Origin of the sequence: Winogradskyella sp. SM1960, assembly GCF_020179375.1 — a bacterium.
Lineage (GTDB): Bacteria > Bacteroidota > Bacteroidia > Flavobacteriales > Flavobacteriaceae > Winogradskyella > Winogradskyella marina.
In genome coordinates, this window is the sequence record NZ_JAICBG010000002.1 from 526,246 (window position 1) to 551,817 (window position 25,572).

26 protein-coding genes and 1 other RNA gene are annotated in these 25,572 nt (G+C 33.0%); 13 read left to right on the top strand and 14 right to left on the bottom strand.

The genetic code is table 11. The features are described from left to right. Positions 1-34: 34 nt before the first annotated feature. The 4 genes from K1X16_RS08210 to K1X16_RS08225 form a co-directional block, all read right to left on the bottom strand. Positions 35-796: a DUF6048 family protein gene (locus K1X16_RS08210; RefSeq protein WP_225035735.1), complete on the bottom strand. Its 762-nt coding sequence runs from the start codon at positions 794-796 to the stop codon at positions 35-37. Further along, complete coding sequence (locus K1X16_RS08215; RefSeq protein ID WP_195871790.1) at positions 762-1,340, bottom strand: DUF6452 family protein; 579 nt, start codon at positions 1,338-1,340, stop codon at positions 762-764. The genes K1X16_RS08210 and K1X16_RS08215 overlap by 35 nt, the downstream gene beginning before the upstream one ends. A 60-nt stretch (positions 1,341-1,400) precedes the next feature. Further along, complete coding sequence (rlmD, locus tag K1X16_RS08220) at positions 1,401-2,864, bottom strand: 23S rRNA (uracil(1939)-C(5))-methyltransferase RlmD (RefSeq protein ID WP_195871791.1); 1,464 nt, start codon at positions 2,862-2,864, stop codon at positions 1,401-1,403. A gap of 142 nt (positions 2,865-3,006) precedes the next feature. Continuing rightward, on the bottom strand, positions 3,007-4,173 hold the full coding sequence (locus K1X16_RS08225; RefSeq protein WP_225035736.1) for a mechanosensitive ion channel: 1,167 nt from the start codon (positions 4,171-4,173) through the stop codon (positions 3,007-3,009). A gap of 516 nt (positions 4,174-4,689) precedes the next feature. Between K1X16_RS08225 and rocD the strand changes: the two genes are divergently transcribed. After that, complete coding sequence (gene rocD / locus K1X16_RS08230; protein WP_225035737.1) at positions 4,690-5,934, top strand: ornithine--oxo-acid transaminase; 1,245 nt, start codon at positions 4,690-4,692, stop codon at positions 5,932-5,934. On the opposite strand, the gene K1X16_RS08235 is transcribed toward rocD, so the two are convergent. Genes K1X16_RS08235 through K1X16_RS08250 form a run of 4 tightly spaced genes read right to left on the bottom strand, consistent with a single transcriptional unit; the run spans position 5,931 to position 7,294 of the window. Beyond that, positions 5,931-6,281, bottom strand: a complete 351-nt coding sequence (locus tag K1X16_RS08235) for a DUF2752 domain-containing protein (protein ID WP_225035738.1) — start codon at positions 6,279-6,281, stop codon at positions 5,931-5,933. The two genes, rocD and K1X16_RS08235, sit on opposite strands and share 4 nt — an antisense overlap. A gap of 43 nt (positions 6,282-6,324) precedes the next feature. Beyond that, positions 6,325-6,600 carry a CD225/dispanin family protein gene (locus K1X16_RS08240; protein WP_225035739.1) on the bottom strand — a complete coding sequence of 92 codons (276 nt, stop codon included), beginning with the start codon at positions 6,598-6,600 and terminating at the stop codon, positions 6,325-6,327. A 23-nt stretch (positions 6,601-6,623) separates the two neighbouring features. Further along, complete coding sequence (locus K1X16_RS08245; RefSeq protein ID WP_195871796.1) at positions 6,624-6,980, bottom strand: CCC motif membrane protein; 357 nt, start codon at positions 6,978-6,980, stop codon at positions 6,624-6,626. 11 nt (positions 6,981-6,991) lie between these two features. Then, positions 6,992-7,294 carry a DUF2752 domain-containing protein gene (locus K1X16_RS08250; protein WP_195871797.1) on the bottom strand — a complete coding sequence of 101 codons (303 nt, stop codon included), beginning with the start codon at positions 7,292-7,294 and terminating at the stop codon, positions 6,992-6,994. Between the two features lie 92 nt (positions 7,295-7,386). Between K1X16_RS08250 and K1X16_RS08255 the strand changes: the two genes are divergently transcribed. After that, positions 7,387-7,602: a hypothetical protein gene (locus tag K1X16_RS08255; RefSeq protein WP_195871798.1), complete on the top strand. Its 216-nt coding sequence runs from the start codon at positions 7,387-7,389 to the stop codon at positions 7,600-7,602. Next, entirely contained in the window at positions 7,592-8,164 is a 573-nt protein-coding gene (locus tag K1X16_RS08260; RefSeq protein ID WP_225035740.1) for a Smr/MutS family protein, read from the top strand. Before K1X16_RS08255 ends, K1X16_RS08260 begins: the two co-directional genes overlap by 11 nt. On the opposite strand, the gene K1X16_RS08265 is transcribed toward K1X16_RS08260, so the two are convergent. Continuing rightward, positions 8,146-9,114, bottom strand: a complete 969-nt coding sequence (locus K1X16_RS08265) for a hypothetical protein (protein ID WP_225035741.1) — start codon at positions 9,112-9,114, stop codon at positions 8,146-8,148. The genes K1X16_RS08260 and K1X16_RS08265 overlap by 19 nt on opposite strands. A gap of 150 nt (positions 9,115-9,264) precedes the next feature. Between K1X16_RS08265 and K1X16_RS08270 the strand changes: the two genes are divergently transcribed. After that, the gene (locus tag K1X16_RS08270; RefSeq protein ID WP_225035742.1) at positions 9,265-10,410 is read left to right on the top strand and encodes a cysteine desulfurase family protein; all 1,146 of its coding nucleotides are present in this window, start codon (positions 9,265-9,267) and stop codon (positions 10,408-10,410) included. Here the strand turns inward: K1X16_RS08270 and K1X16_RS08275 are convergent. From K1X16_RS08275 to K1X16_RS08285, 3 genes are all read right to left on the bottom strand, one after another. Then, positions 10,400-12,211 (bottom strand): T9SS type A sorting domain-containing protein, encoded by a 1,812-nt coding sequence (locus K1X16_RS08275; protein WP_225035743.1) that lies wholly within the window; start codon positions 12,209-12,211, stop codon positions 10,400-10,402. The two genes, K1X16_RS08270 and K1X16_RS08275, sit on opposite strands and share 11 nt — an antisense overlap. 144 nt (positions 12,212-12,355) lie before the next feature. Further along, positions 12,356-14,824 (bottom strand): carboxypeptidase-like regulatory domain-containing protein, encoded by a 2,469-nt coding sequence (locus K1X16_RS08280; RefSeq protein WP_225035744.1) that lies wholly within the window; start codon positions 14,822-14,824, stop codon positions 12,356-12,358. Positions 14,825-15,129: 305 nt separating this feature from the next. Further along, positions 15,130-16,818 carry a M23 family metallopeptidase gene (locus K1X16_RS08285; RefSeq protein ID WP_225035745.1) on the bottom strand — a complete coding sequence of 563 codons (1,689 nt, stop codon included), beginning with the start codon at positions 16,816-16,818 and terminating at the stop codon, positions 15,130-15,132. A gap of 179 nt (positions 16,819-16,997) precedes the next feature. Between K1X16_RS08285 and K1X16_RS08290 the strand changes: the two genes are divergently transcribed. The 4 genes from K1X16_RS08290 (at position 16,998) to rny (ending at position 19,486) form a co-directional block, all read left to right on the top strand. Beyond that, entirely contained in the window at positions 16,998-17,288 is a 291-nt protein-coding gene (locus K1X16_RS08290) for a hypothetical protein (protein ID WP_195871805.1), read from the top strand. 20 nt (positions 17,289-17,308) lie between these two features. Beyond that, positions 17,309-17,596: a cell division protein ZapA gene (locus K1X16_RS08295; protein WP_195871806.1), complete on the top strand. Its 288-nt coding sequence runs from the start codon at positions 17,309-17,311 to the stop codon at positions 17,594-17,596. A 59-nt stretch (positions 17,597-17,655) separates the two neighbouring features. Beyond that, positions 17,656-17,803, top strand: a non-coding RNA gene (gene ssrS / locus K1X16_RS08300) — 6S RNA. Between the two features lie 105 nt (positions 17,804-17,908). Continuing rightward, complete coding sequence (gene rny / locus K1X16_RS08305; RefSeq protein WP_225035746.1) at positions 17,909-19,486, top strand: ribonuclease Y; 1,578 nt, start codon at positions 17,909-17,911, stop codon at positions 19,484-19,486. A gap of 142 nt (positions 19,487-19,628) precedes the next feature. On the opposite strand, the gene K1X16_RS08310 is transcribed toward rny, so the two are convergent. Beyond that, positions 19,629-20,813, bottom strand: coding sequence for a sensor histidine kinase (locus K1X16_RS08310; RefSeq protein ID WP_225035747.1), 1,185 nt, complete (start codon positions 20,811-20,813; stop codon positions 19,629-19,631). A 226-nt stretch (positions 20,814-21,039) separates the two neighbouring features. Next, positions 21,040-21,948 carry a site-specific tyrosine recombinase/integron integrase gene (gene xerA, locus K1X16_RS08315; protein WP_195871809.1) on the bottom strand — a complete coding sequence of 303 codons (909 nt, stop codon included), beginning with the start codon at positions 21,946-21,948 and terminating at the stop codon, positions 21,040-21,042. A 217-nt stretch (positions 21,949-22,165) separates the two neighbouring features. Between xerA and K1X16_RS08320 the strand changes: the two genes are divergently transcribed. From K1X16_RS08320 to K1X16_RS08340, 5 genes are all read left to right on the top strand, one after another. After that, complete coding sequence (locus tag K1X16_RS08320; RefSeq protein WP_225035748.1) at positions 22,166-22,672, top strand: porin family protein; 507 nt, start codon at positions 22,166-22,168, stop codon at positions 22,670-22,672. A gap of 272 nt (positions 22,673-22,944) precedes the next feature. Further along, a complete protein-coding gene (locus K1X16_RS08325) occupies positions 22,945-23,487 on the top strand; it encodes a hypothetical protein (protein WP_225035749.1) in 543 nt (180 codons plus the stop codon). 170 nt (positions 23,488-23,657) lie between these two features. Continuing rightward, positions 23,658-24,080 carry a type II 3-dehydroquinate dehydratase gene (gene aroQ, locus K1X16_RS08330; protein WP_195871812.1) on the top strand — a complete coding sequence of 141 codons (423 nt, stop codon included), beginning with the start codon at positions 23,658-23,660 and terminating at the stop codon, positions 24,078-24,080. Positions 24,081-24,177: 97 nt separating this feature from the next. After that, positions 24,178-24,660: an outer membrane beta-barrel protein gene (locus K1X16_RS08335; protein ID WP_195871813.1), complete on the top strand. Its 483-nt coding sequence runs from the start codon at positions 24,178-24,180 to the stop codon at positions 24,658-24,660. 182 nt (positions 24,661-24,842) lie between these two features. Beyond that, positions 24,843-25,478, top strand: a complete 636-nt coding sequence (locus K1X16_RS08340) for a porin family protein (protein ID WP_225035750.1) — start codon at positions 24,843-24,845, stop codon at positions 25,476-25,478. The last annotated feature ends 94 nt before the right edge of the window (positions 25,479-25,572 follow it).

The window sequence follows — 25,572 nt, forward strand, 5'->3', positions numbered from 1 at the left end:
TTTATTTTATTAGAGTCAAGATGAAATAAACTATTTATTCTTCAACTTCTTTCTCTTGAATTACAATTTTGTCTTTCTTAAATATTGGCACTAAATAAGATACGTTAAATCCAAAACCACCACCAAACCCGCTACTGTCGTAAGTTCTGTTGTAACCAGGAATATAAAGGTTCTCGTAATTATCGATTTCTTTTTCAGAAATCAATATTTTGAGTTGAAGGTTGAATCCTGCAAAGAAATTATTGAAAATTTCAGCTTTCATTCCAACTTGCAATTCTGCCCAAAGTGCTGTTAAACCACTAAATTCTTCACCTTCTTCAACAGAATGGCGTCCACCCCAATATTGGTGATTAATATCGTAAACAGTGTAGTTGTTTAAGGTTTGACTAAATGTACTTGCACCAATCCGGAAACCTCCATAAATCATATTTTCCATATCGAGCCAGTTTTCATAGAAATTCATATCAACACCAGCTTTAAAATAACTTCCTTTTGTGGTGTTATTTAAGACTTCGTACTCAAGCGTTCGTTCTTCATTTCCAAGTTCTCCAGCGATATAAATACGATTGGTAAGGCGGTAATCTCCAACAAGTTCAAAGCCAGTATAATTATCCGAAAAAAATGTTCGTGCTAGTTTACTTAAATCGGTACCAACTCTAAGTCCATACTTTTGTTTAAAAACTAAAGTATCGTTGATTGTTTTTTTCTCTTCTTCTTGCGCAAAAGCCATTGTAGATACCAACAGCATTAAGATTACGCTTCTAATGGTAGATACGTACATGTGTTGTGTTTTCATTTTCTACGGTTGGTTCTAATGGGTCTTCGTTTTGTATATTGGTAATCCATTGATCGCTATCAGTTATTCGTCTCACGATTACATTTTTAAAAATACTTTTATAACCACAAGCTCGAGACACATATACGAACTCTGTTTCATAAGAAACTTCTATAATATCTATATTAGACGCTGTAAGTGGATCGTCATCAAGTCTTAAATTCGTGTCTCTTTCTAATATAAAACGTGTTGTTATCAGTTCGTTTTCGGCACCTACAACAAGCGGCAATTCTATGATATTTATATTTTCATTAAAATTTAAAGTAACATCAGAGGCAACAATAGGTTCAATAGGATTTCCATCGTCATCTTCTTCCAATAAGCCATCGCCATAAACTGTAATTCTAGGAACGTTTAATAACTCTTCAGGATCAGAAGCATCATAAAACTCTATAATTAATCTTGGTGTGGTTTGCGTTGTTGCTGCACAGATATCGTCGCGTTCGCAGTTATAGTTAGTGATCGCTAACGTGATAAAGCTTAAAAAAATTAAGAGTCGTTTCAAATTATATTATTTCAGTTAAAAGTACAAAGAGCAAAGCAAAGTAGGTTACGTTTGTAATTTCTAAGCGCACATCTCTCTTTCAAAAAGCACAACCGTTTCAATATGTGCCGTATGCGGAAATTGATCGACTAAACTCATTTTTTTTATGGTGTAACCAGCTTCCATTAATTGCTCAGTATCTCTGGCTTGTGTTGCCGGATTACAAGATACATAAACCAAACGTTCTGCATTTAGGTTTATTATTTTTTTAAGAGTTTTTGGCGCAATACCAGCTCTTGCAGGATCTAAAATAATGGTTCTTATTTTATTGGTGTATTCCGGATGTTCTGTTAAAAACTTACCAACATCTGCTGCATAGAATTTTAAGCCTTCAATATTATTGCGTTTGGCATTTTCTTTAGCATCCTTAATAGCTGCTGCGACAATATCGACACCCACTATTTTGGTGTTTTCTGCTTTGTTAGCTATAATTTGACCTATAGTTCCGGTACCACAAAATAAATCTAAGACCACTGTATTGTCAATAGCGTCTTTATTTTCTAAAGCATAATCAACAACTTTAGAATATAGTTTTTCAGCACATTTGGGGTTGGTTTGAAAAAAGCTTTTCATACTGATTTCAAAATTTAGGCCTAATAATTCTTCAACAATTTTATCGTCGCCATATATTAAAGAAATGCTTCCTGTGGTGGCAATAGTTCTATCTCCTGTTTCGTCATTAATAGTATGTAATAAACCAGCAACTCTGTCTCCAAATAATTCAACTAAATGATTAGCAAATTTATCTAAATCAAACTTAGGTAAATCATAAGATGTCGTTACCAGGTTAAATAAGAGCTTGTTGGTTTTAAACGATTTTCTAACTACAAAATACCTAAAAAAGCCTTCACGTTTTGGCGCATGCCAAGGTGCCAATCCAGTTTCTACACAATAGGCTTTGATATCCTTTAAGTGGTTTTCAAATTCGGCATCAAATAAACCAGAATCTTTTTTAAGATCATCTCCACACCACCAAGTACCACGTTTTTTAAAACCAAGCGTAAACTCATCAACATCAGTTTTTAAATCGTGATTATAACCTATCGCAGAAAAACCATATTCCATTTTATTTCTATAATGAAAGGTGTTTGGGGAGGTCACAAACTCATCAAATCTATCTTCAATATCTGCGACTTTACCAATACGCTTAAATAGCTCTAGTGTACTTTGCTTTTTATAGTGGTGCTGTTTTTCAATCGGTAAATTAATATATGGAGCGCCAGGAATACTTTGGTAAGGCATGTCAACTTCATCTTCCGATGCTTTTAAAACCTCAAAAAGTTTACCTTCAGCATATTTTTTACTACTCTTTTTAATCTGAGTTTTTACCAGCTGACCTGGCAACGTATTAGGAACAAACACTACGAATTCTCCATGTTCATTTCTAATACGACCAATGCCTTTGCCACCAAAAGCGTAATCTTCTATTAAGATGTCTATGATTTGTCCGCGTTTTACAAATTTGTTCCGTTCTCTTCTTGGCATTTTTATAAAAATTTGAGTGCAAAGATAGTTGTATTTTATGACATGAGAACCTGATGAGATTAGGAATGAATGTAGACATTTTAAGACATAAAAAAACTGCTCAAATTTTGAGCAGTTTTTATAAAATAAGCAGTCAGTGAATTTAGTTTTTGTTAAATTTTTCTAGAATTTTACTCATTTGTTTTCCAGCGGCTTCACGACCTCCTAAACCAAAAGAAAGTACCACTGTTAAAGCAACGGTTCCGAGCGTAATTCCGAAAGCTAGGTTTACAATTTCATCTGCAATTCCCATAGCACGTAAACCAATGGCAAGAAAAATAGCAATGATGCTAACCTTTACAATAGAGACTACAAAAGGATTGTTTTTACTATTTAAAGCTTTTGAGAATAAATTAGATACCATAAGACCGATTCCGATAATTGCAATGCCAAATAAAATACGACCAGCATAATCTAACACCGTGTCTGTAATTTCAGTAAGTTGGGTAAACTCTAGTTTTTCAAATGCGGTTAACAAACCAAACACGACTATAAGTGCATAAGCAATTTTTGAAATTACATTTGCTATATTTTTTGTGCCGATATAATCTGATAAACTCATTTTAGAAACCAAATTGTCAATATTCAGATTCATTAGTAGTTCTTTTAATAAGTTAGCCACAAATCGACCAATTATTATAAAGATTATTAAAACCAATGCGGCTACTAAGATTTGTGGTATGGCCTCAAAGAACTGGGAAAGCATTTCGGTTGCAGGTTCAGATATCGCTTTCATATCTAAAATATGAAACGCAGAGATTAATAATGGAATAAAAATGAAGATGAACACCACTTTTTTCAAAAGGCCTACAATGTTGATGTTTTCAGGTAGCTTAAGTTTAGGGACTATTTTTTGAATAGTATCTCCAGACAACTCTACGAGTTCAGAAATTATGGTTGCTAACATATAGCCAATATAAACGACCAAACCTGCTCCTATAATATTAGGAATATAACCTGTAAAACCATTGAGTAGGTTTTCAATTGGTCCTAATGCGTCGCTTAGTCCTAATTGACCAAGGGCTAAGGTGAAAACAAAAATCATGATTAAGAAGTAAAGAATCTTTCCTGTAAAAGAGGAAATTGTAATTGCTCCATTTTTTAGTTTGTTATCTACACCTGTTTTCTTAATGAGTTTCGTCGTAATTTTTTTAATAATACCAGCAATAAACCAGCCTATTAATAAAATTAATAATGCAGCAATAATTCCGGAAAGACTTTCTCCAAATGATGCTGTTAAATCGTTAAATACGTTTGTAATATAATCCATAGTTAATTAATTGTTTAGTTATATGTTTACGACACAGAAATTCTAAAAAAGTCACATTTTTGGTGTGATTTTGCTCATTTTTGAAGGTTTTTGAGCTAAAAAACAGTTGTTTTGATGTAAAATGACCATTTTTTGTAATTCTTCGATTTTAGACATAGAGCGTTTAAAATAGGTGTACAAGTCGTAGTATTGGCCTGAAGCAAACATAATTCTATATCACACTTTAAACCCAAACCGTTTAAAGGCTATAGAGGTATGATATAAAAAGGAAGGAACTTTGTTTAACTAAAAGAAGACGATAATTTTAAACGTCGATTAATAGTGTTTGAAAGGTTTAACGGTAAAATGATATAGATTAATTATATTTTAATTCCTGTATATTATTCGTAAATTGCAACTCTTCAGGGATGATTTCTTTCCCACGCTGAATTTTCGTCTCAATCACTATTGAGATTTTGAAAGGATAAAGGTAGATAAGGAATGGATATTTTATTCATTTATTAAATTAGTTTTAAAATGGCTGTTATAGACCAATTAACATCGCAACAAGCGATAGAATTAGAAAACAAATATGGTGCACACAATTACCATCCACTACCAGTAGTATTAAGTAGAGGAGAAGGTGTTCACGTTTGGGATGTAGAAGGGAAACAATATTACGATTTTCTATCTGCATATTCTGCTGTAAATCAAGGGCATTGTCATCCGGAAATTGTTGGCGCAATGACCTCACAAGCACAAACATTGACTTTAACGTCAAGAGCTTTCTATAATGATATGTTAGGGAAGTTTGAAAAATATGCGTCAGAAACTTTTAAGTTCGATAAGCTTTTACCAATGAATACAGGAGCAGAAGCTGTAGAAACAGCTTTGAAAATCTGTAGAAAATGGGCATACGAAGTAAAAGGTATTGATGAAAATGAAGCCGAAATAATTGTTTGTGAAAACAATTTTCATGGTAGAACAACAACCATCATTTCATTTAGTAACGATCCTGTAGCGCGTAAAAACTTTGGACCGTATACCAAAGGCTTTATTAAGATAGACTATGATAATTTAGAAGCGCTAGAGCAAGCGATTGTAAACAATAAAAACGTCGCCGGATTTTTAGTAGAACCAATTCAAGGTGAAGCAGGAGTATATGTGCCAACAGAAGGTTATTTAGCAAAAGCAAAAGCCTTATGTGAAAAACACAACGTATTATTTATTGCAGACGAAGTTCAAACAGGAATTGCAAGAACAGGGAAACTTTTAGCTGTAGATCATGAAAACGTAAAGCCAGATATTTTAATATTGGGTAAAGCGTTATCAGGTGGAGCGTATCCAGTATCAGCTGTTTTAGCAAATGATCCTATTATGAATGTTATTCGTCCAGGAAACCACGGAAGCACGTTTGGCGGAAACCCTGTTGCTGCTGCTGTAGCAATTGCGGCTTTAGAAGTCGTTAAGAAAGAAGATTTAGCAAATAATGCAGAAGAATTAGGACAATTATTTAGAGCAGAATTATCTAAATTTATTGAAACGAGTTCTATAGTAAATGCCGTACGCGGAAAAGGTTTGTTAAATGCTATTTTAATAAACGATGCCGAAGATAGCGATACAGCTTGGAATATATGTCTAAAACTAAGAGACAACGGATTATTAGCTAAGCCAACGCATGGTAACATTATTAGGTTTGCACCTCCTTTAGTAATGAACAAGGAACAATTATTAGATTGTATTTCTATTATTACAACGACACTGAAGGAATTTGAAAATTAAGGTGCCAATTCCGTAAAAGGAAAATAAGGTATATTTCTCAATATCCAGAATAAAATGACTAATACTAATATAGTATTGGTCATTTTTGATTTATGCAACAGGTTATTATAAGTTTTTGTCCCAAATTTATTTATGACAAAAATGACAGCTTGATAGCTAAGAACAACGGTAACTAACAGAAACATATAGTTGTGTCTTATTCCTGTTATTATTTGTCCTTGTAAAATATGATGTATTGCTCTTTGGCTCCCGCAACCTGGACAATAAATTCCCGTTAAGCTTAAAAAGGGACATTTAGGAAAGAATGCTGTTGCAGAAGGGTCTATAAAAAAATATAGTGATAGCATTAAAATAAATGCTATCACTATAAAAATTATGAGTAAAGTATTTTTAATATTGACCACTACTTAATGATCCTAGCATAGCTATTCCGAAAATAAGGATATAAGCTATCCAACCAATAACAGCAGCAACAATAGAGACAATGCCCCAAGTTTTTGCATTTTTAGAGGCGCTCATAGCTTTTTCATAATTACCATCTTCAAAATTACTGTTTACTTGTGTAGCATATACTATGCTTACAATTCCTGTTGGTAAACAGCATAAAATTGTACTGATGATAGCTAAAGCTAAATAGCTGTTTGGTCTTTGTGGTTTTTGATCCATTTATAAGTTTGTTTTGGTTAATATTATTGTTGTTGCTGCATTAGTTCTTCAATTTTTCTTTGCATTTCATCTGGATCTTGAATTCCCTGAAGTTCCTGCAAGTTTTCCCATCCAATAGACGTAATTAACCAAACATAAACAAGAACCATTATTATGCTTAATACAACACCAATAATTCCCATTATTTTTCCTGCTTTTACATTACCGTATCCTGAATAACTTTCAGGATCTTCCATGTAAACTTTAGATGCTTTACTAGCGAGAATAATTGCTACGATTCCGAAAATTAATCCAGGAACACCATAACAACAACAGCCAATAATTGATAAGATTCCCATTATTAGGATTAGCGTTCCATTAGGGATTTGTTGTTTTTCCATTTTGTGTTGATTTAGTTGGTTAAAAAAGTTTTAAAAATAAAACTTACTACAATAATACTAATATTTAATAAAAATAGCCCAAAAATAATGCGATGACCATTTTTAAATTGAAATTTAAGATGCAAAAGAAGGTAAGAAAACATGGCAATAAGTGAGTAAATTGCTGGATACATATAGAAAGCAGCAACAAAATCTCCATCTAAAATTAGCGCAATAGACCTTTGCATACCACAACCCATGCAATCTATGTTAAATGTTTGCTTCCACATACATGGCAACATATAATCATTAAGTCCTTTTGTGAGTAATTTCATTTGGCTAAATTAACAATTTGCTAAAAACTATTGTAATTGCTATTACTATTTTTCTAAACCTTACTTTTGTCCTTGGTTTTAATTATTGAATTATGAATGTAACAAGACTCGTAAATTTTATCTGTATAATAGTAGGTGGTGTCGTCGCATTTTACGCTCAAGCACAAGAAGAAAAGAATACATATATATTAATAGGTGGAATTATGTTACTTGTGTTTGGTATCTATAGAACATCTAGAAATATTCCAAGTAAATTTGATAAAGAAGAAGAGTCTTTTGTGAAAACAGAAAAAGAAGATGAAATTTAAAGTAGGTGATACCGTTGAAACTATTGATGATGCTATCTCTGGAGTAATAACAAATATTTCAGAAAACACCGTCACAGTTGAAGATTCTGATGGGTTTAACTTTCAGTTTGTAGCTAATGAGCTGATGTTAAGTGCTTCTGGAAATAGTTTAGAAAATGCGGTTTATAACACCGATTTTGAAGCTGTAAAAAAAGAAAAAGCATCTAAAAAAAGAAAATCAGCACCTACCGTAAAACCAAAAGAGCGTCACGCACCAAAATTTGAAGTGGATTTACACATTCATCATTTAACAAAATCGACACGTGGTATGTCTAATTTTGATATGCTAAACCTGCAATTAGATACTGCAAGAGGTCAACTAGAATTTGCTATTAGAAAACGTATTCCTAAAATTGTATTTATTCATGGAGTAGGAGAAGGAGTGTTACGCCAAGAGTTAGAAACGTTATTTTCTCGTTATAATAACGTGACGTTTTATGATGCCGATTATAAAATTTACGGGTTAGGCGCTACAGAGGTTCGTGTTTTTCAAAATATAGACCCTTATTCTGGCGCAATATAATTTGGAATAACAGTAGTACGAGTTCCCAAATCAACTGTTGTACTTCTTAAGATCTCTAAATCAATATTTGTTACAGTAAAATTCGTTTTTACAGTTCTCGTATATTGGTTTTCAAACGCATCGTAAGGTTCAAAATCATAAGCTATTGATTCATCAGGATTTAAGTAATGTGGCACTAAAACACCATCAGCATTATTAGCACGATCGTCACCAGGACCATTCTCTCCATTGGCGTCTTCTAATCGTGTTAAAACATCATCTCCATCGTCGTCCTCATCTAAATAATCTGGTATCCCATCTCCATCGGTGTCTAATGGATTGGTCGTTGGGTCATCGTCCCCATCACTATTGTCTATTTCATCTCGTGTTCTTACATTGTCATTGTCATCGTCCTCATCTAGGTAATCAGGTATGCCGTCTCCATCGGAATCCTGTGGATTTTCCAGTCCTCCTGGACCGTATTCAAAAATACTTGGTATACCATCATTATCATCATCGACTATTGTTGATGTGATTATTACTTTTCCAGAAGTAGCTTCATAATCTTCGCGTATTATTAAATCTGCAGGAGGAACTACTGAGCAAATATCACTCGCTGTTAAAGCTCTATTGTAGGTTCTATAAATAAAACGAACACTTGTCGCGTTAATGGTTAACTCTAATGGCGAATCTACGTCTGTTGGAGACGAAAATAAGGCATCGTTAGTTGGCGATTTCGGAAAAATTAAAATCAGTGCCTCATTAGGTTCGCTACGTGTATCATAGATAAGATGATAATCTTCAAAATTTTCACATTGTTCTAATACGCCTTCAAAATTGAGATCAACGGTTATAATATCACCATCATCACAAGTGGTAAATAAAGCAAAACAAAAGATTATAAAAATACGACGTATCATAGACTCAATTTTGAACAAAAATAATGGATTTGTAAAATTATAACGCTCCATTAACTAAATAATTTTATTTAGAATATTTTTGCAGCGTAAATTGTCTAAGTTCAAATTTTTATCACTCAAGAAACAAATTTCTTTCAGAGTATAATAATTTTGTTTTTCGATTTATAATTACAACAATATAAAAGCAATACATATAAATGCATGAAACAGGTTTATTTAGATAGCGCAGCAACTACAGCTTTGCGACCAGAAGTGGTTGACCGTATGACGCAAGTACTAAAAGATACTTACGGAAATGCGTCATCTACACACAGTTTTGGGCGTTCGTCAAAGGCGCTTTTAGAACAATGCAGAAAAAACATAGCCGCTCATTTTAATGTTTCTGCTTTAGAAATTGTGTTTACATCAGGAGGAACAGAAGCAGATAATTTAGCTTTGCGAAGTGCTGTTAGAGACCTAGGAGTTACAGATATTATAACGTCTAAAATTGAACATCATGCCGTTTTACATACAGTTGAGCAATTGCAAAAGGAGTACCAAGTTACAATACACTATGTGGATTTAGATGATTGTGGTCTGGTAAATTACACACACTTAGAACAGCTATTACAGTCTGCCAACCAACCGTTAGTTAGCTTAATGCACATTAACAATGAAGTTGGTAATATTTTAGATATCGAAAATGTAGCCAAACTATGTAAAACTCATAATGCTATATTTCATTCAGATATGGTGCAATCTGTAGGCCATTACAAAATAGATTTAAAGGAAACTCCTATTGATTTTATGGCAGCAAGTGCGCATAAATTCCATGGCCCAAAAGGTGTTGGATTTTGTTTTATACGAAAAGAGTCAGGTTTAAAACCTTTAATTTTTGGAGGCGAGCAGGAGAGAGGCTATAGAGCAGGAACGGAATCTATCCATAATATTGTAGGTATGGATGAAGCTTTAAAAATAGCCTATACCAATCTTGATGAAGATAAAAAATACGTTTCGGACTTAAAAGACTATTTCATTCAGCAAATAAAAACACATTTACCTGAGGCTAGTTTTAACGGGAGTTGTGAAACTGTTGAAAATAGCACATACACTTTAGTAAATGTCTGTTTGCCTATAGCACCGGCAAAAGCTCCGATGTTACAGTTTCAACTCGATTTAAAAGGTATTGCTTGCTCAAAAGGGAGTGCTTGTCAAAGTGGAAGTAGCCAACAGTCGCATGTGTTATCTGCATTTTTAAGCGAAGAGCAACTAAAACAACCTTCTGTCCGTTTTTCGTTCAGTATTTATAATACGAAAGAAGAGTTGGATTATGTAGTATCAGTTTTAAAGGAGTTTGTTAATTCTTAACAATGATCTTTTGAGATTTTGTTGTTGTACTGTTGTCTGTCACTATATTCACAACATAAACACCATCACTGATACCATAGGTAGATAAATTATATTGTGCTTTAACAGCATCGTAATCTACTTTTAAGATTTGTTTTCCTGCCACATCAAAAATTTCTACAGACTTAATATCTAAGCTATTTGGGTTTTGAACTGAAAGTTGATGATCTTTATTGTTTTGAACTATATTTAAAGATGTGACATCGAATTCGTCAATGCCTAAAGTGCTTTCAGTTGCAAAAACAATTTCAAAACGGTCTGTATAGTTGCCAGGTTCAATATTTAATTCATAATCTAAGGTCCTTAAATTAGTATAAGAATCATTGTGTTTATCATGAATGTAAATACCTTGTGCTGCATCAAAATTCTGAATATCAAAAATTCTAAAGCGTAACGGTTGTTGTTGCTCAATGTCTATTGATAATGGGATTACTAGAGTTTCTTCAAAAGGAAACGCCTGAGCAGAATACACCTTTTCGTCTAACGAAAAATAGGCGTCTGAGTTATAGCTTTCTGTTCGGATTAATTCTAATCCATAATCAAATCCGGCTGTTGCAGACTCATGAAAATTCAGAATCAATTGTCTTGTATATTGTGATTCATCGTCAATAAAGTCGACATTAATCCTAAAACGCTTATAGTCTTCAGGTATTATAGAAAGGCCATTGTCTTGGTATTGAATCCCTAAAGGTTCAGTCGTTTCATTGGCATTAGAATCATTCGTGTTGCTTCTAAAAAAATAACTGTTACCATCAGATTCTTTTGCAAATACACGGTGTGCGTTTTTTGTGTATACTTTTGCTGGTGTTTCAGGAGTGCCGGTAATACCTTCGACCATAAAGCCCTGCCCAATTGGTATGTAACGTAACGCTTGTTTTGTTCCATTGCTACCAGGTCCAGGAGGTAGATCAAACACATTATCCTGTTCATCATAAGTTTTGAAAACAGCAGGAGTGCTAGTAATCATTCCACCAGCAGCATCTATTGTAAATAAAGCGTATCCACCAATATAATCTTGTAAAACATGCGAGGGCACATTACCATCTTGCTCCCAGTATTGTAGTGTGCCATTAATTGATGCTTGATTATCTGCATCATGAATAAACGCAGCAGAATCCATAGCACTAGGATACGGATTACCAACTAACGTATTTAAGCCATTGGCAACATCATTAGAAATCGTCCCATTATTTGGTTTGCCTCTAAAATCATACAATTGGCTTCCTGTTTCAGCTGTGCCATTGCCTTTCATTGTAAAACCAAGACCTGGTTTAATATCTCCAGAAGATCCAACAAAAATCCAATCGATATATTGATCTGATGTTTGATAGGTCCATAACCATCGTTGCGCTATAGACAATGGGCTAGAACTTCCATTGTAACCGCCAATAAATAGAGCATCTACACTAGATGTTAATCCTGTTGCTTCATCAATTAAATTAACGCGTGCATCTTCATTACCAAAAGCCGCAGAATTATTCCCCACAGGTGAACACCAATAATTATAGCTCCATTGATTTACAGTTCCTGTTTGATATACGCTTAGTTCACCAAGACCAGAATTTCCAGTCGCTCCATCACCTTGAAGAAGCTGTGCTTCATCTCTTAGGTATATTTTAGAGTCGGCATCATCAATGTTTACGTCGTCTGTAACAAAAACATATTGGTTTTTTACAAAAATATAGGCATCATTTTGTACACTAAGTTGTGCATAAGATATGTAGGAGCTAAGGAGTAATAATGAATAGAGGGATAATTTCATAATTCTTAAATTTTGATCTAAAGTATAAAGAGCGTACTATAATCTAAATAGATCTAGCTAGTCAAAATTAATTATATAAATCGGTCTCGATTTGCTGAATTCATCCAAAAGCATACTCATTTCATTCAGAAACAGGACTAAAATCTAAAAACGAGCAGAGAGTCTTATATTAAAGACACGTGGTGTTAGAAAATTTGGAATCGCAAATTGTTGCTTGCTATACACATCTCTAACCCATGTGTTGGTGATAGAATTTTGGTTGTTAAACATATTATAGATTTCAAAACCAATAGACAATTCTTTAAAAGATGTTTTCCATTTAGACGTATATTTTTTTTCGGGATTCACTAATTCGTACGAAATTCCTAAATCGGCACGCCTATAATCGCGCAGTCTAAGTTGATAGTTATAAGGGTCTGCATAACTTGGCGAACCACCAGGAACTCCAGTATTATAAACTAAGTTTAAATACATTTTTAAATCTGGCATATTAGGTACATAATCCTGAAACAAGGCACCAAATTTTAAACGTTGATCTGTTGGCCTAGCAATATAACCACGATCATCTATGTTTTCTTCGGTTTTTAAATAGCCAAAACTAAACCAAGATTCTGTGCCTGGAACAAATTCTCCATTTAACCTTAAGTCTAAACCATAAGCATAAGCCTCCGCATTATTGTCTGCACTATAACGAATTCTAACATTCTCTAAAGTGTAAGGATTAACATCCGTCATGCCTTTATAATAAGCTTCGGTGACTAACTTAAAAGGTCTATCCCAAATCCTAAAACTATATTCATTCCCTAAAACTACATGAAACGACTGTTGCGCTTTTACATTTGGCTGTACGGTTCCTGATGAATCTCGTAGTTCTCTGTAAAAAGGTGGTTGATAATATAATCCAGCTGCAGCCCTAAAGAGCATGTCTTTATTCCAATTTGGTTTTATGGCAAACTGAGCTCGTGGACTAATTACGGTTTGTGTTTTGCCGTTGCTAATACCATCTCCACCAACGGTCCAACTATGTGTTCTTACACCAGTATTATAAAACACTTCGCTGTCATTCCAATTCGTACGTTTACTATATTGTGCAAAAGCCTGAAGTCGGTTAATCTGCACGCGATTTGTAGCTCTTATATTTTCGAACGCTGTTAAAGGACCTTCAAAAGGTTCATAAGGTTGTGGGTTAGGCTCACTGAAGCGTGGTGGCCGAATTGAAAACCCAGCGGAATCAATGACTTCATACTCCACTAAACGATCTCTAATGTCTTCATGTGTGTATTTTACAGACCATTCTATTGTACTTTCATCATCAATTTTATAATCACCTCTGTGCTCTGCATTGACAATAAACGCATCCAAATCGTTACGCGCATGTGTGAGTTGCGAGCCAATACCTTCACTAAATTCAACTTCACCTAAATTTTCATCTCCAATATTAGTGTTTACTTCACCCAATCGGTATTGTGCTAAGATGTCAAAATATTCTTGTTCTGTAGTGTGATATGCCGAAGCCACAAGTTTAAGCGTTAAGTCATCACTTGCAAAATAATTAGCTTTAAAGGCACCAAAATAGGTTTGATACTGATCTTTTTCTTGGCCATCATAAAACACTAAAAGCGCTACAGGATCTTGTAAAGTTCCAAAGTTGGTTTGTCTGTTTTCGGGTTGAAAATTGTATTTGTTTAATGAAATATTTCCCAAGAAATTCAAGTGAAATTTACTCGAAAAGCGATACGTTAAATAGGTTTGCGCATCTGCAAAAACAGGTTCTACATTACCTTCAGTTTCAAGACTATTTAATAGTAAGCTATTATCTCTATAACGCACACCTGCAATTCCCGAAAATTTTCCATCTTTAGAAACGGTTTCGGCAGTTAGACTTCCACCAAGTAGACTTAAATCAGTTCGTATTCCGAAATCAACTGGGTTTCGATATGTGATATCTAAAACAGATGATAATTTATCGCCATACTTCGCTTGAAATCCACCAGCTGAAAAATCCACATTATGTACCATATCAGTGTTTACAAAACTTAAGCCTTCTTGATTTCCAGAGCGAATTAAGAATGGTCTGTACACTTCAATCTCATTGACGTACACTAAGTTTTCATCAAAATTTCCACCACGTACAGAGTATTGTGTACTTAATTCATTAGAAATATTAACTCCTGGTAATGTTTTTAAAATGTTTTCAACACCTGGTTGTGCGCCTTTTATGGTTCTAATCATCTGAGGAGATATGGACGTAACTCCGTCAACGGATTGTCTGGTATTGGTGTTAATAACGACGGTTGCAATTTGCTCAACATCCATTAACATTACAGGATTGTATTCTATTTCCTGCCCATTTTTAAGATTAAATTTTTGTTCTACGCGCTTATGCGAAACATGGGTAAACGTTACAGTAACATCGACTCCGAAAGGGATTTTAAGTTCGTAAAACCCGTTAGTGTTGGTCGCGGTTCCTTCACCAGTATTTGTGGTAATATTTACACCCTCAATAGGAAAATTACCTTCATCTAAAATAACACCTCTAATAATTGCTGATTGCGAAAAGGAAAGCCCACTAATAAGTAAGCTGATAATTAGGATAAAATGTAAGCGTTTCAAATATTTTGTTTTTTCTTAGTTAGGTTGAATGGAGGTTTTAGAATTCTAATTTTTTAAACTAATATCCTGCAAACTTCATATTTTTAATTTAATCCAAAAATAACACCCTAAAGTCCCCTCAAGGGGACAAATTATCGAAGACATATTTTAGGGCTTTTAATCAAAATATTCTCGATTCAATAATAGTAGGTAACTACATTATTAATTTTCTAAATGTTCAAATCTATACTTAAAGCTTGCTGGCAACTTTTAAGTATCTATGTTTTTTAGTCTAAAAGCGCAAGCCGTCTAAAGACTGTTTTTTTTTACTTTCTAAAAAACGTTGCTTCAAATGTAGAACTATTTCCAACATTATCTGTTACAATCAATTTAAATTCGTTCTTAGTATCTTTAACGACATTATCATTAAAATCGTGTACTAAAGTGTTTGTTTTATAATCGTATTCCATTAAAATCCACTTTCCATTAACGGTTGCTCTATATTTACTAATACCTGTTAGCTCATCTTCGATTTTAAGTTTGAGGTAGCGATAGTTGCTAATCCATTTTTTATCATGGAAATTGGTTGGTGTAATTTTAGGCGGTTCATTGTCAGTGGCTAAAGCAAAAGTCCCTAAAGATTTAGTTTTAGCGGTTAAGACATTAGCTTTGCGAGATGTAGATACGTAGTATGGTTTCCAATAGTTTCCGTAATATCTTGCAATATAGAGTTTGTCTTGATGCTCTGCTTTATAATTACTTAAGTCGTAATTGATGTAAAAGTTTTTCTGCATTGCAATAGTGTCATCACCTAAAAAAACGGTGTCCGAACTCACTTTAAAATCTATATAAGAATCGTCATATAAAGTGTTTTGGTAGAAGTCAACCGTATAGTTTCCTGCGGTTAATTTGGTCGCTTTATTACTGCTAACAAATGATTTTTTAGACAAATCCAAAATACTATCTCTCTCAATAGTTTCAAGTTTTCCGTTTATAGGAACAACCACCCAAGATTCATTACCATGGAAATCTCGTATTCTCATTTTATAAACCGAAGAGGTACTGTCTTTTATGTGTACATAGCCATTATCGTAGGCGTCTTTATAAATACTTAAGGGATTATTTGTTTCAATAAAAAGTTTTTGAATTTTGGCTTTATTACTTTTAAAATACTCGTAATCAACCATTCGTTTAATGTGTTTGGTTTCATCGAAACTAATGCGTTTAAAATCGATTTCTAAACTCTTATTACCATTAAAAAACGTTTGGATATTACTAACTCCATTATTATTAGGAGCATAGTCTAGTTTATCGAAAGAAATGACACCAAAGCCAACATTACCATAGGCTTCAATTGTTTCTACAGCATAATCTCCGGTTTTTTGAGGAATTAGTCGCAGTGGAACTCTTTTGTTTTTACCATTAATGGTAGCGTTTTCATCTTTTGGATAAGCAAAAACACCAGAAACATGTGGTGGTTTAGAATCTTTAACCTCCATACCAAAGAGCAACGGATTTAGTGGGCGTTCTTGGTTGTCTCTAATTTCAAAATGCACATGAGGTCCTCCCGAACTACCTGTATTTCCTGAATACGCAATAACTTCATCTGGTTCAATTAATAGTTCTTCACTATGAGGAAATACTTCGACTTCAAAACTTTCTCTATCGTATTGGCATTGCTTTATATAGTCTTCTAATCGTTTAGAAAATTTCTGAAGGTGTCCGTAAACAGTGGTGTAACCATTAGGATGTGTTATATAAATCGCTTTTCCGTAACCAAAATGAGATATTTTTATTCTACTAATGTAACCTTCAGCAGCAGCATATACTTTTAAACCCTGTCTTTGTTGTGTTTTAATATCCAAACCACCGTGAAAATGCGTTGATCTTAATTCGCCAAATGTACCAGAAAGCACCAATGGAATATCTAATGGATGGCGAAAATAATCTTGTGGATATTCCGATTGTCCAAACATTGTAAATGAAATTAAAAAAAGGAGCAAAAATTGTTTCATACGAGCAACTATATATAGCGAAAATATTAATTTGATGGGGATTTGCAAATTATAAAAACGTATTATTTTTATTAACGGTTTAATTTCGTTGAACTTATAATTTAAAAAAATATATGTAAAAGAATTGTATTTTTTCATTAGGTATGTTAACTTTGTTTCAATAGTATTGAATTGCTGTAATGAGTAAAATAGAAGACATTGTTGATGCATTAGAGAATAAAATCAGTAAGATTTTACACAAGCAAGAGGTTTTAAAACAAACCAACGCTAAACTCTCAGATCAAATAGAACAACAGCAGCAAAGGCTTTTAGAGCAGCAAGATGAAATTTCTACTTGGGTAGAAAAACATGATACGCTTAAAATAGCAAATTCAATGCTTGGTAGTGACGAAAATAAACGAGAAACAAAACTCAAAATAAATGCACTTATTAGAGATATTGACCATTGTATTGGTCAGTTATCGGAATAATATTGTAAATTTAGATTATAATGCCAGAACAATTTAAAATTAAACTTTCTATTGCAAATAGAGTTTATCCGTTAACGATAAACCCTAACCAAGAAGAAGGTTTACGTAAAGCCACAAAAAAAATTGAGGCAATGATTGGGCAATTTGAGCAGAATTACTCTGTAAGAGACAAGCAAGATGTTTTGGCCATGTGTGCCTTGCAGTTTGCCGCTCAAGTGGAGCAAAAGTCAATAGATAAAGAGTATGTTAATGAAGAAGTTCAGGAAAAGCTAGAAGCTTTAAACGAACTTTTAAATGAGCATATTTAACTCGTACGTTCTTTAAAATACATAAGGTTACTGCCTACATTAGTTACATTTTTTGATAAACTCAACAATCAATTCTTTAAAAAGGGTGAGTTTAAGTTGTAAAATCGTGCCGCTAGTGCTGCCTGTGCTGAACTTGTTTCAGTAAGACAGTATCTCAGGCGGATTTTTGATCAGCTTGTTAGCCCTAAACTTGTTTTTAAGGAGTTTATACAAAACCGATACCTGATGTAGGCTTTTTTTATACACTGAAGTGATTTAAACTTACCGCAAAAAGAAAAGGTTTAAATAGCTTCACAAAACTAAACATTAAACATGGACACTAACACAATTTTGTATATTGTTGGAGGAGTAATATTAGGGGTACTACTAGGATACTTTATAGCTAAATCTTTGGAAAAAGGAAAAGCTTCAAAAATTATTGCAAATGCAGAAAGCGAATCTAAATCTATTTTAAAACAGGCAAAATCGGATGGAGAATCGTTAAAGAAAGATAAAATACTGCAGGCTAAAGAAAAATTTATTGAGTTAAAATCAGAGCATGAAAAGGTGATTTTTTCTCGAGATAAAAAAATGGCTGAAGCCGAAAAACGCATTAGAGATAAAGAATCTCAAATTTCTAATGAACTTAGTAAATCTAAAAAATCTAACCAATCGCTTGAAGATAAAATAAAGGATTATGATTTTAGATTAGAGTTTTTAGATAAAAAACAAGAAGAAATAGAAAAGGCGCACAAAAGCCAAATAAAGCAATTGGAAGTAATTTCGTCTTTATCTGCTGAGGAAGCAAAAAGTCAGTTGGTAGAATCGCTAAAAGAAGAAGCCAAAACAGATGCAATGGCTTTTATACAAGATCATGTTGAAGAAGCTAAACTAACAGCACAACAAGAGGCTAAGAAAATCATTATAAATACTATTCAACGTATTGGAACCGAAGAAGCCGTTGATAACTGTGTGTCTGTATTTAATATAGAATCTGATGATGTTAAAGGTCGTATTATCGGTAGAGAAGGTCGAAACATTAGAGCTATTGAAGCCGCAACAGGTGTTGAGATTATTGTAGATGATACACCAGAAGCAATTATCTTATCTTGTTTTGATTCTGTTAGACGTGAAATTGCACGCTTATCCTTACATAAGTTGGTAACGGATGGTCGTATTCACCCTGCACGTATAGAAGAGGTTGTTAGAAAAACTGAGAAACAAATAGAACAAGAGATTATAGAGGTTGGTAAACGTACGGTTATCGATTTAGGAATTCATGGTTTACACCCTGAGTTGATTAAAATGGTAGGTCGTATGAAATACCGTTCGTCTTACGGACAAAACCTACTACAACACTCTCGTGAAGTTGCTAAGCTTTGTGGTGTAATGGCTGCAGAATTAGGGTTAAATCCGAAGTTAGCAAAACGTGCCGGATTATTACACGATATTGGAAAAGTACCATCATCTGAAACAGATGTTGAAACACCACACGCTATTTTAGGAATGCAATGGGCAGAAAAACATGGTGAAAAACCAGAAGTTTGTAATGCCATTGGAGCGCACCACGATGAAATTGAAATGACAACCTTACTGTCGCCAATTATACAAGTGTGTGATGCTATTTCTGGTGCAAGACCAGGCGCAAGACGTCAAGTATTAGATTCTTATATTCAACGTTTAAAAGACCTAGAAGATGTTGCTTTTGGTTTTACTGGGGTAAAGAAAGCGTACGCTATACAAGCAGGTAGAGAACTACGTGTTATTGTAGAAAGCGAAAAAGTAACCGATGATAAAGCCGCAAGTTTATCGTTTGAGATTTCTCAAAAAATTCAAACGGATATGACTTATCCTGGTCAAGTAAAAGTGACTGTAATTAGAGAAACTAGAGCAGTGAATATTGCGAAATAATTAGAATTACATATAAATTATTAAAATCCGGTTTTGTACCGGATTTTTTTATGCCAATTTTCTGACTCAAGATGAAATAATAAATATTCTTTTAGGATAGTTATTCCAGAAGAAGTCAAACTAATAGTGGCTTAAGTTATACTTAAGCGCGTTCTTTTTGTTTATTAAACGTCAGAATGAATGCAGTACCTTCATTAAGCTTGCTTTCTAATTCAATTTTACCGTTTAAGGCTTCAACTTGAGTTTTTGTAATATAGAGTCCAATGCCTCTAGAGTCTTTTCTATCGGTGCCATGAAAGGTCTGATACATGTCAAATATTTGATCTTTGTACTTTGAAGTATCTATTCCAATTCCATTATCCGAAATCAAAATTTTAATAGTGTCTTTTGTATGAATCGATTGAATAATGATTTGAGATTTTTTATTAGGATCAGCATACTTTATACCATTAGAAATGATATTATAAAACACACTTTCTAAGTAAGACCTGTTTGAAAATAAAGTTTCATCTTGTCTTAAGGCATTGTGAATGGTAACATCGTTTTTTGTAATATCTAATGTTAAACTTTGCGTGATTTTATTGATACAACTATGTAAGTTGATATGCTCATTATACTGGTTTAAATTGGCTTTAGATTTTATACTAATAATATCGTCTAAATCTACAATCGTTGTTGTTAAGGATTCTGAAATTGATTTTAAATGATTAATAAGTTCAGCTTTTTCTGTTTCGTCATTTGCGTCATCATAAAATTGAAGAATGCTATTAAAATTACCAATATGAGTTTTTAAATTATGAGATACAATATGTGTAAAGTTTTGAAGTCTTTTATTCTCACTACTCATAACCTGAAGATTCTTTTTTATTAAATCTTTACGTCGTTTCATAGTCGTGATATCTATAATGGTTCCAATGGCACGTATAGGTCTATTATTTATATCTTTTTCTACAACTTTTCCTTTAGACAAGATCCATTTGTATCGGCCTTTTTTACTTAATACGCGATACTCATGTTCATAGACCTCAATTTGCCCCTTTAAGTGTAGATTCATTTTTTTATAATATCCTTCGATATCGTCTGGATGTATTCTGTCTCTCCAAGCTTTAGGTGTATCTTGAAATTCTTTACCAGAAAAATTTATAATATTTTTAAACTCTTCAGAATAGAACGTTTTATTATTTTCTATATCCCAATCCCAAACACCAACATTAGAGATTTCTAAAGCTAATTCGTTTTTGTGCACTTCAGTAAAACCATCTAAAATATTTTTATTTTTGTTATTTGCTGAGTTGTAGTTGATTAAATTTATTCCAGGAAATTTCATAGGTGTTATTTTCAAAATAAGACACTAGAATTAGGGGGTTGTCACATATTTTTTTACTGATTATGACTATTTTTTTAGAACAAAATTCTATTTAAAATACAAGTAAATGCAAGTGTGTTAAAAGAAAGTGAATTTCACTGATTCCATTAAAAATTATAGCCAAATTTGGTAAAGCATTTAATGAATGTCGCTAATTTATTAAGTGTTTCAAATCAGTTATTTGTTGCTATTTTCTCGGGTGAAACTTATTTAAAACCTCACTTAAATGAGAGCGATCGATGTGCATATATATTTCGGTTGTTGTTATACTTTCGTGGCCGAGCATCATTTGTATGGCTCTTAAATCGGCACCATTTTCTAACAAATGCGTAGCAAAAGAATGTCTAAACGTGTGTGGAGATATGTTTTTGTTTAAGTTTGTCTTTTCCACCAGCTTTTTAATAATCGTAAAGATCATGGCTCTTGTGAGTTGCTTTCCTTTATAGTTTAAAAAGAGAATATCTTTAGAGTTTGGTTGCACATCAATATGATTTCTAATGCCAATCCAAATATTAATAAATTTTTGAGTGGTATCTCCAATAGGTACAAAGCGTTGTTTATCGCCTTTACCTGTCACTTTTATAAAACCTTCTTCAAAAAATAGATTCGATAATTTTAGATCAATCAACTCGCTCACGCGTAAACCACAACTATATAAGGTTTCTATAATAGCCCTATTGCGTTCACCAAGGTTAACACCATTATATTGGTAACTCAAATCTATGGCACTTATTAAGTTATCAATATCAGAGATCGATAAGGTATCTGGCAATTTTCTACCTATTCTCGGTGACTCAATTAAATCTAAAGGGTTGGTTGTTCGGTAATTTTCAAAAATGAGATAATCAAAAAAATTACGCAGTCCAGAAATTAAACGTGCTTGCGATCTTGGATTTATATCTTTTGAAACCGCATAAATAAACTCTTTAACAGTAGTTGTATCTATAGAAACAGGTGAGACTTTAATAGATTGGTCTTTAGTGTATTGCATTAATTTTTTAATATCATAACTGTAATTCTCAATAGAGTTATGCGATAATCCACGTTCTATGCTTAAATAATGTGTATAATCCGTTATTGCTTGTTGCCATTTCATGGTTAAAAATAGTGATTTACCGTATTAGTTTTACTAAAAAACACGACGTATTTCTTCGTGTTTTAATGCAAAATTGTTAATAACTTAATTTTTAAAAATCTAATAATAAGAGTGTTATTTTAAAAAGTGCATAAAATTGTTAATAACTATATGGTGAAATTTTTATATTAAAAAAAAAAGGCTTTAGTTTGTAGTAATCAATTTAAAACTTATTATTATGAAAAAATTATTTTTATGTGCTGCTTTAGCAGTATTTGCTTTCACTAGTGTTGATGCACAATCTTTTGGTGCCAAAGCTGGTGTTGACCTAGCTTCAAACAAAGTAGAGTTTGAAGAATTCAGTTCTACAGTATCAGAAACTGGCTTTTATGTTGGATTTTTTGCTCAATTTGATATCAATGAGCAGTTTGCATTTCAACCAGAGGTAATGTATGTAGCTGTAAAAGACTTAGATCAGATTCACATTCCATTAATGGCTAACTATTCTATTTCAGAAGAGTTTAGCGTTTTAGCAGGTCCATCTCTAGGTATTATTCTTGATACTGAAGAAGAAATGAACTCTTTAAATTATGGTTTAGAGTTTGGCGCAGCTTACGATATCACTGAAGAATTTTTAGTTGAAGCTAGATATAATATTGGGTTGGCTAATTTAATAGAAGATGCACCAGATGATTTATCTTCTAAATTAAGTGGATTTTTTATTGGTGTTGGATATAGACTCTAACAGTTAGAGTTTAGATATATTAAAAGAGAGGCAATGGCCTCTCTTTTTTTTTGTCTATAGGTTAGCTACTATTTCAGTAAAATATTTGTTTCTAAAGGTAATTATACCTTCTATTTCTTACCTTTTGTAAATGAGCTAATTATCTATTTTTACTGTTCAATAGTTAATAATATCGATGAAATACATAAAGTTTTAACATAAAAGAGGTTTTTCATTATAGAACTAAAGTCTACATTTGCCGACCAATTTAATTAAAAAATTAAACTCAAATTATGAAAAAATTATTGTTTACAGCTGCAGTTGCAGTATTAGGATTTACAAGTGTAAGTGCACAAGAAGAAGCTACTGGAAGTGCTTTGTCAAAAGGATCTTGGTTAGTAGAAGCTAACACTGGTTTTGGTGCTGGAGATTACGGTCATACAGCCAATACAGGTTTTGGTTTATTTTCAGTTGATGATACTACAGTTTGGTCTTTAGGTGGTGAAGCTGGTTATTTTGTTATGGATGATTTAGCAGTTAAAGTTGGTTTAGGTTATAATGATTTTGATGGTGCTTCTTCGTTTAGTTACAAGTTAGGTGCAAAATATTACATTGCTAGTCAATTTCCAGTACAAGTTGATTTAACAGGTGCTTCAGGTGATGATGTATTTGGTGATGAAACTCCATTATGGATTGGTCTTCAAGGTGGTTATGCATGGTTTGTTGCTGATAACATCTCTATTGAGCCAGGTTTAAGATATAACCTTTCTATGAATGAGGATTTTACAGATGAAGGTATCTTAGAATTCCGTGTAGGTTTCGCTTTACATTTCTAATCTAGTAAGAATTTATTTTATAAAAAAACCGAAGCGCTAGCTTCGGTTTTTTTATGCGCATATTTTAATATATTTACTAAATCACTAGAGCCAAAAACAAAACTATTATATTTATGCCACGGTTTCATGAGTAAACAATCCGTGCTCATAAAAAACAATATATATAAACCATGAAAAAATTAATTATCATTAATGGTCCTAATCTTAACTTATTAGGCAAGCGCGAAACCAATATATACGGTAATTTAACCTTTATGGAGTTTTTTGATACGGTTGTAAAAAAATACCCAAATGTAGCTTTAGAGCATTTTCAGTCTAATATAGAAGGTGAACTCATTGATAAAATTCAGGAGGTCGGTTTTTCTTATGATGGTATTATTTTAAACGCAGCAGCTTATACACACACGTCCATAGGAATAGGCGACGCTATTAAAGCTATTACAACTCCGGTTGTAGAGGTTCATATTTCTAATACATTCTCTAGAGAAGAGTTTAGGCATCAGTCTTATATTTCTCCCAATGCTAAAGGTGTCATATTAGGCTTTGGTTTGCAAAGTTATGAGTTGGCGATAGAGAGTTTTATCTCATCTTAAATTCATTTCAGTTTTCTCGAACGCTAGCAGGATTCTGCTCAAAAACTGAATAGGTTTCTATAGTTGTATTTGCTAGCGAATTATTAAATTGTTTTATATGAAAAATGCAGTTCAAATACTCTTAATTACTATTGCGTTAATATCTTCTGTTAATGCTCAATCGCAAACGGATTTTGGTGTTAAAGGTGGACTCAATTTAACCTTTTATAACGTAGAAGAAGCTAATTTTGGTGATGATACAGATGTGCAAATAGGAATTTATGCAGGTATTTTTGCAGATTTTGAAATAGAAAATGGTTTTAACCTACAACCCGAACTACTGTATATTAGACTTGGTGATTTTAAGTTTTTAAACGCTCCTATATATTTTAAGTATAATATTAATGAAAGCTTTAATGTTCTCGTTGGTCCAAGTATTAATTATTTCTTCGATTTTTTTAATGCCAAACTTAAGGTTAGGGCAGACTTAGGATTTGCATATAATCTAACTTCAAGTTTAGATCTACACATGAAATACACCATAGGTTTTGAAGAAATAACACCAAATGGTTTGTTTTTGGGAGTAGGCTACAAATTGTAAATTCATCTTTTTTACACATATGAGTTAATCTTTTCAGCAATAGAGTTGAGCTACGTGTTTTACTTTTCCGATTGTTTTTTGCCTAAAAACTAAAGCTTGTTAAACTGCTGTTAAGCCTTGTTATTACTGCTGTTTAGACTATTAGATTTGTTGGTGTAACCCAAATAAAAACAATGATAATTATGAGAAAAATAATAGTTTTAACAGGAGCATTTTTGTTTGCATTAACATCAGTTTATGCGCAATCAGATTCTAAAGCGGTTCAGTTAGGAGCAAAGGGAGGTGTTAACTTTTCTAAACTAACTGGAGATGATTTTGAAGATGTCGATGCAAGAACAAGCTTCAATGTTGGTTTAATAGCAGAGCTACCACTTTCAGAAAGAATTTCATTCCAACCCGAGCTATTTTATTCAGGTCAAGGATTTGATATTGTTCAAAGTGAAGATAGAATATTTGACACTAGTGAAGATGTAGAATATCAATTAGACTACATACAAGTGCCATTATTATTAAAAGCCTATTTAATTAAAGGATTAAGTGTTGAAGTTGGGCCACAATTTGGATTCAAAATTCATGAAGAATTTGATTCTGAACCTAACTCAGATGGTGGAGATGTTGAAATAGATGAAGATGATTCTTATGTTAAGGATTTTGACACCAGTTTAGCACTTGGTACATCTTATAAGTTTGATAGTGGCTTTTTTGTAAGTGCACGTTACACCATGGGATTAACGAGTATCTTTAAAGACGATACACTTTTTGAAAATGTAGATGGTAAAAACGAAGTTTTACAAGTTGGTCTAGGATTTATGTTCTAATTGAGCCATCGTAATTTAATAGCAAAAAAAAAGTTCCGGATAATTCCGGAACTTTTTTATTTTTTCTAGCTTCTAGCTTCTAGCTTCTAGCTTC

Excerpts from the sequence above, each read along its gene's own strand:
- K1X16_RS08325 (WP_225035749.1), top strand. The coding sequence starts at position 22,945 with ATGAAAAAATTATTGTTTACAGCTGCAGTTGCAGTATTAGGATTTACA.
- K1X16_RS08320 (WP_225035748.1), top strand. The coding sequence starts at position 22,166 with ATGAAAAAATTATTTTTATGTGCTGCTTTAGCAGTATTTGCTTTCACT.
- K1X16_RS08210 (WP_225035735.1), bottom strand. The coding sequence starts at position 796 with ATGAAAACACAACACATGTACGTATCTACCATTAGAAGCGTAATCTTA.
- K1X16_RS08285 (WP_225035745.1), bottom strand. The coding sequence starts at position 16,818 with ATGAAACAATTTTTGCTCCTTTTTTTAATTTCATTTACAATGTTTGGA.
- K1X16_RS08225 (WP_225035736.1), bottom strand. The coding sequence starts at position 4,173 with ATGGATTATATTACAAACGTATTTAACGATTTAACAGCATCATTTGGA.
- K1X16_RS08260 (WP_225035740.1), top strand. The coding sequence starts at position 7,592 with ATGAAATTTAAAGTAGGTGATACCGTTGAAACTATTGATGATGCTATC.
- K1X16_RS08310 (WP_225035747.1), bottom strand. The coding sequence starts at position 20,813 with ATGAAATTTCCTGGAATAAATTTAATCAACTACAACTCAGCAAATAAC.
- K1X16_RS08265 (WP_225035741.1), bottom strand. The coding sequence starts at position 9,114 with ATGGAGCGTTATAATTTTACAAATCCATTATTTTTGTTCAAAATTGAG.
- K1X16_RS08340 (WP_225035750.1), top strand. The coding sequence starts at position 24,843 with ATGAGAAAAATAATAGTTTTAACAGGAGCATTTTTGTTTGCATTAACA.
- K1X16_RS08290 (WP_195871805.1), top strand. The coding sequence starts at position 16,998 with ATGAGTAAAATAGAAGACATTGTTGATGCATTAGAGAATAAAATCAGT.
- K1X16_RS08295 (WP_195871806.1), top strand. The coding sequence starts at position 17,309 with ATGCCAGAACAATTTAAAATTAAACTTTCTATTGCAAATAGAGTTTAT.
- xerA (WP_195871809.1), bottom strand. The coding sequence starts at position 21,948 with ATGAAATGGCAACAAGCAATAACGGATTATACACATTATTTAAGCATA.
- aroQ (WP_195871812.1), top strand. The coding sequence starts at position 23,658 with ATGAAAAAATTAATTATCATTAATGGTCCTAATCTTAACTTATTAGGC.
- rlmD (WP_195871791.1), bottom strand. The coding sequence starts at position 2,864 with ATGCCAAGAAGAGAACGGAACAAATTTGTAAAACGCGGACAAATCATA.
- K1X16_RS08270 (WP_225035742.1), top strand. The coding sequence starts at position 9,265 with ATGAAACAGGTTTATTTAGATAGCGCAGCAACTACAGCTTTGCGACCA.
- K1X16_RS08275 (WP_225035743.1), bottom strand. The coding sequence starts at position 12,211 with ATGAAATTATCCCTCTATTCATTATTACTCCTTAGCTCCTACATATCT.
- K1X16_RS08245 (WP_195871796.1), bottom strand. The coding sequence starts at position 6,980 with ATGGAAAAACAACAAATCCCTAATGGAACGCTAATCCTAATAATGGGA.
- K1X16_RS08250 (WP_195871797.1), bottom strand. The coding sequence starts at position 7,294 with ATGAAATTACTCACAAAAGGACTTAATGATTATATGTTGCCATGTATG.
- K1X16_RS08235 (WP_225035738.1), bottom strand. The coding sequence starts at position 6,281 with ATGCTATCACTATATTTTTTTATAGACCCTTCTGCAACAGCATTCTTT.
- rocD (WP_225035737.1), top strand. The coding sequence starts at position 4,690 with ATGGCTGTTATAGACCAATTAACATCGCAACAAGCGATAGAATTAGAA.
- K1X16_RS08255 (WP_195871798.1), top strand. The coding sequence starts at position 7,387 with ATGAATGTAACAAGACTCGTAAATTTTATCTGTATAATAGTAGGTGGT.
- K1X16_RS08335 (WP_195871813.1), top strand. The coding sequence starts at position 24,178 with ATGAAAAATGCAGTTCAAATACTCTTAATTACTATTGCGTTAATATCT.
- rny (WP_225035746.1), top strand. The coding sequence starts at position 17,909 with ATGGACACTAACACAATTTTGTATATTGTTGGAGGAGTAATATTAGGG.
- K1X16_RS08240 (WP_225035739.1), bottom strand. The coding sequence starts at position 6,600 with ATGGATCAAAAACCACAAAGACCAAACAGCTATTTAGCTTTAGCTATC.